The 5,445-nt window shown below is 30.4% G+C and carries 6 protein-coding genes; 3 read left to right on the top strand and 3 right to left on the bottom strand.

Annotated elements, in window-relative coordinates:
* The first annotated feature begins 427 nt into the window (after positions 1-427).
* Complete coding sequence (locus tag BUB63_RS12660; protein WP_073250310.1) at positions 428-1,357, top strand: carbohydrate kinase family protein; 930 nt, start codon at positions 428-430, stop codon at positions 1,355-1,357.
* A 17-nt stretch (positions 1,358-1,374) separates the two neighbouring features.
* On the opposite strand, the gene BUB63_RS12655 is transcribed toward BUB63_RS12660, so the two are convergent.
* Complete coding sequence (locus tag BUB63_RS12655; protein WP_073250307.1) at positions 1,375-2,973, bottom strand: ABC1 kinase family protein; 1,599 nt, start codon at positions 2,971-2,973, stop codon at positions 1,375-1,377.
* Positions 2,974-3,017: 44 nt separating this feature from the next.
* Complete coding sequence (locus BUB63_RS12650; RefSeq protein WP_073250304.1) at positions 3,018-3,323, bottom strand: phasin family protein; 306 nt, start codon at positions 3,321-3,323, stop codon at positions 3,018-3,020.
* A 185-nt stretch (positions 3,324-3,508) separates the two neighbouring features.
* On the opposite strand from BUB63_RS12650, the gene BUB63_RS12645 reads away from it, so the two are divergent.
* The gene (locus BUB63_RS12645; protein ID WP_027309072.1) at positions 3,509-3,910 is read left to right on the top strand and encodes a hypothetical protein; all 402 of its coding nucleotides are present in this window, start codon (positions 3,509-3,511) and stop codon (positions 3,908-3,910) included.
* 51 nt (positions 3,911-3,961) lie between these two features.
* On the opposite strand, the gene rocF is transcribed toward BUB63_RS12645, so the two are convergent.
* Complete coding sequence (rocF, locus tag BUB63_RS12640; protein WP_073250301.1) at positions 3,962-4,885, bottom strand: arginase; 924 nt, start codon at positions 4,883-4,885, stop codon at positions 3,962-3,964.
* Between the two features lie 129 nt (positions 4,886-5,014).
* On the opposite strand from rocF, the gene BUB63_RS12635 reads away from it, so the two are divergent.
* Complete coding sequence (locus BUB63_RS12635; protein ID WP_084106792.1) at positions 5,015-5,182, top strand: PLDc N-terminal domain-containing protein; 168 nt, start codon at positions 5,015-5,017, stop codon at positions 5,180-5,182.
* Positions 5,183-5,445: the final 263 nt, after the last annotated feature.

Raw genomic sequence — 5,445 nt, 5'->3', positions numbered from 1 at the left:
ATAGAGGCTATAGTTGGATTCATGATAATAGCCTTTAACTTAACCCAATTATACTTTTTTAGAAACATTCGAGGATTCAGAGAAAAAAGGCTTTTGCAGATAAATATAATAGAAGATTTGAAAGATGAAATGTTGATAATTATGAATTGGATTAATCCAATTTTTAACACCGCATAGTCGATAATAAAATTGGAAATACAGCTTTTCATTATGATGGGGAGGGGGAAGGTGTATCTATATACATGGCCTACGGCCTTTTTCCCTTCCAAAATTTCAATAAAATAGAAAAAATCTAATTTCCTATAAAGAAAAAAGCTTTACTGGAAATTAGATGCGAAATCTCTGAAAAAATTCGACAATAATTGCAATATTCCTTTATAATTGATATAATTTATTTTTGTGAAGTTTAAAAGAAGGGGCGAATATTGTGGAAAAAACATTTGATGTTGCAGTATTTGGTGCGGTCTTTGTAGATATAAAGGGTTTCCCAAGAGATGTGTTAAATCCAAAGGGGACTAATATAGGAAGTGTAAAGTTTAAACACGGTGGAGTAGCAAGAAATGTAGTTGAAAATTTTAGTTATATGGGACTTAAGACAAGATTTGTATCAATTGTTGATAACAGTGCACTTGGTATGGAGGTTTTAGCAAGACTTAAAAACGAGAAAATCGACACAGAATATGTTGATATTGTGGATAAAGACGGTATGGGTATGTGGCTGGTTGTATTAAATGAAAAGGGAGATATAGCAGCCTCAGTATCACATCAACCAAATTTAAAGTATCTTTATAACATAATTGATAATCACGCTGAGGATATTATAAGGGGTTGTAATAGTGTTGTTTTAGACCTTGATTTTGAAGCAAGTTACATTGAAAAGATAATAAATTTAGCAAAAAGATATAATAAGAGGGTTTATGCAGTTATAGGACATCTTGACGTAGTAAAGAGAAATAAGCATCTATTTAATAAGCTAGATTGTTTAATATGTAATAACATTGAATTTGAACTTATAGCAGAAAAGACATTTGATACAAAGGAACAGGTATTAGATGCTTGCAAGGAACTTACAAAGAATGGACTTAAAAAGATAGTTGTTACAATGGGGAAAAAGGGTTCTGTTTTTTATGATGCTGAAACTAATGAAGAGGGATTTGTTGATATTGTACCAGTTAATGTTATTGATACAACAGGTGCGGGAGACTCCTTTTTTGCAGGAACAGTTTACGGACTAATTAGTGGATATAGTTTAGAAAAGGCAGTTTGTATTGGAACGCGTATTGCAAGTTTGACTATAAGCTGTAAGGATAGTACAAATCCAGAAATAAAGCAGAAAATGCATATTATAGTTGTCTGAGGGCTAAACTTAAGCCCTCAGATTTTACCTGACCTTAAAATGGATATAAGAATCCAAAGACCAAAAATACCCGCTACAATATAACCAGTAACTCCAAGTATTGATATGCCATAAATTTTTGGCCCAATATTTGTGTTTAATATTAAAGATGAACCTATGATTAAAGATGAGGTTATTATTGCAAAAACTAATCTATTTACCATTTTATTAAGTTCGTGTATAGGTTTAGATAAATTTTTGTGTTCAAGCTGTACTTTGGTTCTGCCTGCATTGACATTGTTTAGCAGCTTATTTATGTTATGTGGTAAGGACTTTAATTGTGAGTTTAAATTAATAATTTCAAATATCAAATCATTAAAGTTGGGGAATATTTTTGATGGATACTGCTCTTTGACAAATGGAATTGCAATATCCAATATTTTTATATTAGGAGATATTTTTGCAACAACACCCTCTAAAATTACAAGTCCTCTGATTAAAAGGGTTAAATCCTTTGGAAGTCTAATATTATTTCTCTTGGCAGCTTCAAATATTTCCTCAAGCATTTGAGATATTTTAAGATTTTCAAGGGATGTTGTTAAGTAGCTAACAAAAAGATAATCAATATCTTCATATAGTTTACTCCTATTTATATATCCCTTTTTAATTCCAATATTTAAAAGGGCAGAAATCATTTTATCTATGTCTCTAAAGGCGATGGAAAGAATTACTTCATTCAGCGATTCCTTCATAGACTTTGAAAAACATCCGACAATCCCAAAATCAATGTAGTATATTTTATTATCCTTAATAATTAAATTGCCTGGATGGGGGTCGCCATGGAAAAAACCATCTGCAAAAATCTGTTTAAAATAGGATAGAGCAAGTTTTTTACCTAAGTCCTCTAAATCATATCCTTCGTTCATTAGATTTTCTATATTATCTATTTTGATTCCATCTATATATTCCATAGTAAGAATTCTTTTGGTTGTTAAATCCCAATAAACATATGGGCAAGAGACAAATTTAACATTTATATTGTTGTTATAAAATTTATCTAAAGCTTTAGCTTCATTTATAAAGTTTAGTTCCTTTTTTGTGGCTTCTTCAATTTCAGACAATGCCTCCTTAGGATTTATAAGGGCATCATTAAATTTAGCATTAGTAAACCTTAGTATTCTTTTGAGTATTTCTATATCAAGTTTCATATTTTCTTCTATATTAGGTCTTTGGAACTTGACTATAACTTCTTTTCCATCTAAAAGTTTTGCACGATGAACTTGAGCTATTGAGGCTGAAGCAAGAGGTTTTTTTTCAAAATATGAAAAGTGCCTATTAAGAGGAACACCAAATTCTTGTGTAAATATGTCATTAATTTCTTCGAAGGGAATTTGCATTACATTATCCTGTAGTCTTTCCAATTCCTTTATGTATTCATAGGGAAGAATATCAGGACGGGTACTTAAAATCTGTCCTATTTTTATAAAAGTTGGGCCAAGTTCTTCAAAGGCCCTTCTTAAATTTTCGGGTGAAGGTGTTTGATTTTTTATTTTACTATCAACTATATATCCAAATCCATATTTGGCAAGTATTTTTACTATTTCTCTAAATCTATGCAGTGTATTTTTTTTTACCATATAATCATTCCTTTTAAATAAGCAAAAGGTTTATAACCTTTTGCTTATTTTAGTTTAGATTCTAATTCTTCAATTTTTCTTTTTAATTCATCCAGTTCAGACTTAGTTGCAAAATTCATTTCTCTTAATAGTTCAGCCATATCATCCTTAGTTAATGGTTTTAATTCAGCTGAGACCTTTTCGGTTTTTTCCTTTACGGTTCTCTTTAATTCTTCGGTTAATTCTTTTCCTTCTTCAACAGTCAATTGACCTTTTTTGATAAGGTTTTCTATAAGTTCAGTAGCCTTTTCATATGTGTAGGCTGCAGAACCTACTCCAGCAAGGAAAATATTTTTTAATTCTTCCTTCATAGCAAACCCCTCCCTTTCAAAATATTATACTACTTAGTATAAAAATATTCATTAATAATTAGTTAATTTTGGATAAAAAATAAGTATAGCATTTTTTTAGAATATTTAGAAAAGATATTGAATTTTCAAAATATTTATGATATAAAAACATTAGTAGAAAATTTGTTTGTCTTTGGGGTGATATCATGGGAAAAACAGTATTATTAAAATGCAGCTGTTGCGGAAGAGAAAGCAAGGTTGAATGGGGAAGGGAGTTCTATGTAGATAGTTTAGGAAGGGAGCACTATTATCAGCTTGGGGATGTGTCAGAGGAGGCAAAAAAGAGAGGTATATCAGGTTTTTGGGTAGATAAGGTATGTAAGAACTGCGGGGAAGTTATTAGGGAAAGTAGGTATTTAGAGGATATTGCAGATGAACACGAGGTTGCTTGGATGAATTTTCCCAAGGTTGACATTGTGGAAAAATGCACAAAGTGTGGAAGCAGGGATATTATGACACTATATGAAATAATAATAGGTGAGGATAAAAAGGTACCTTGTAATAGTTGTAGGGATGGAAGAATGAAGGTTGAGGCAATATATGAATAATTGCAAAACAAATAAAGTGTCGTGAAGTTGTACTAAACTTCACGACACTTTTTATGCTGAAAGTTCGTTTGATAGGCTCAATTTTAATTTGTTTAAAGTATTTTTAATTATATCAATGGCTATATTTAGTGTTTTGTTATCTTTATCTAAAAGAGGATTTAGTTCAACTATATCTAAAGAACACATCATACCTGATGAGGCAAGACTCTCAAGAATAAATTTTGCATCATCAACAGATAGACCGTTCTCAACTGGTGTACCGGTTCCTGGTGCAAACAATGAATCTATTGAGTCTAAATCAAAACTAACGTGTATAGCATCCACTCTATCTTTAAAGTAGTTTAACATATCTTCTACAACTTTCTCTATTCCAAGTTCTTTAACCTTGTCCATTGTGTAGAACTGACCTTTGCTTTTATTTATAAGCTCTATTTCTCCCTTATCAAGGTCTCTACCAGCTATATGGAATACATTTTCTTCCTTTACTTTAATTCTCTCTTCATATAGGTTAACTAATGCTTCGTGACCTACTCCAAAGGATGCTGCAAGTGGCATACCGTGGATATTTCCTGTTGGTGATGTAAGATGCGTGTTTATATCTCCGTGGGCATCAATCCAAACAACGCCTATATTTTTAATTGCTCTACTTGCCCCTGCAATACTACCAAGACCTAATGAATGGTCTCCTCCTAAAACAAGAGCAAAGTCTCCATTAGATAGAGATTGATATATTTTTTCTGCAAGCTTTGTATTTGCATCAATTACTTCATTTAAGTACTTTAAATTTGGATGATGCTTATATTTATCTTCTTCATTAGCTTTAAGTACTTCTACATCACCACAATCCTTTACTTCAAAACCAATAGATTTAATAATTTTTATTATATTTGCCTCTCTATATGTTTTTGGAGCTAAATTTGAACCAAGCTTGTCTGCACCTAAATTTAAAGGTACACCAATTAAGTTTATCTTCATCTATCCGTCCTCCTTTATTTTTATTTTAAAAAACATTATTTATTTTATAAAAATATTAGTTATATGTCTATAATAAATTAAAAACAAAAAAATAATTTTTTGTTATAATGTATTTAAGGAGGTGGTAGAATGAACCTGTTATCTGCTGCCATTATTATAAATGCAATTCTTTTAACAACTATCATAATATTAGAAAGAAAAAGGCCAGAAAAAACTATTGCGTGGCTTTTGTTGATTGTTATCTTTCCTCCACTTGGGCTTATATTATACCTGAATTATTCACCAACCAAAAATTAAACTGAAAAATATTTATAAGAAATCTTAGTATAATTGTTATATGAATAAAATTTTCATAAATTACAGATATTTACATTAAAGAAGAATAGATTTCACCTATAGTATAAAATTTTACTTTTTGAACTTATCAAAGAACAATAATAAAAGAATTTCATTCTAACTTGTGAATATTTGCTACAATCTCATAAAAATCATTTTTATATGCGTAGCTACTGCAAAGCTTAAATATTATGTAGCGACTACTTCTTACTATTCTTGAGGCT

The sequence above is a fragment of the Caloramator proteoclasticus DSM 10124 genome, from assembly GCF_900129265.1.
In the GTDB taxonomy this organism is placed as follows: Bacteria; Bacillota; Clostridia; order Clostridiales; family Caloramatoraceae; genus Thermobrachium; species Thermobrachium proteoclasticum.
Note: the sequence above shows the minus strand (reverse complement) of the source record. Positions and strands in the feature narration are given on the sequence as shown.

What these genes read in the sequence shown, in the direction of transcription:
- BUB63_RS12655 (WP_073250307.1), bottom strand. Translation starts at nt 2,973, where the DNA reads ATGGTAAAAAAAAATACACTGCATAGATTTAGAGAAATAGTAAAAATA.
- BUB63_RS12650 (WP_073250304.1), bottom strand. Translation starts at nt 3,323, where the DNA reads ATGAAGGAAGAATTAAAAAATATTTTCCTTGCTGGAGTAGGTTCTGCA.
- BUB63_RS12645 (WP_027309072.1), top strand. Translation starts at nt 3,509, where the DNA reads ATGGGAAAAACAGTATTATTAAAATGCAGCTGTTGCGGAAGAGAAAGC.
- rocF (WP_073250301.1), bottom strand. Translation starts at nt 4,885, where the DNA reads ATGAAGATAAACTTAATTGGTGTACCTTTAAATTTAGGTGCAGACAAG.
- BUB63_RS12635 (WP_084106792.1), top strand. Translation starts at nt 5,015, where the DNA reads ATGAACCTGTTATCTGCTGCCATTATTATAAATGCAATTCTTTTAACA.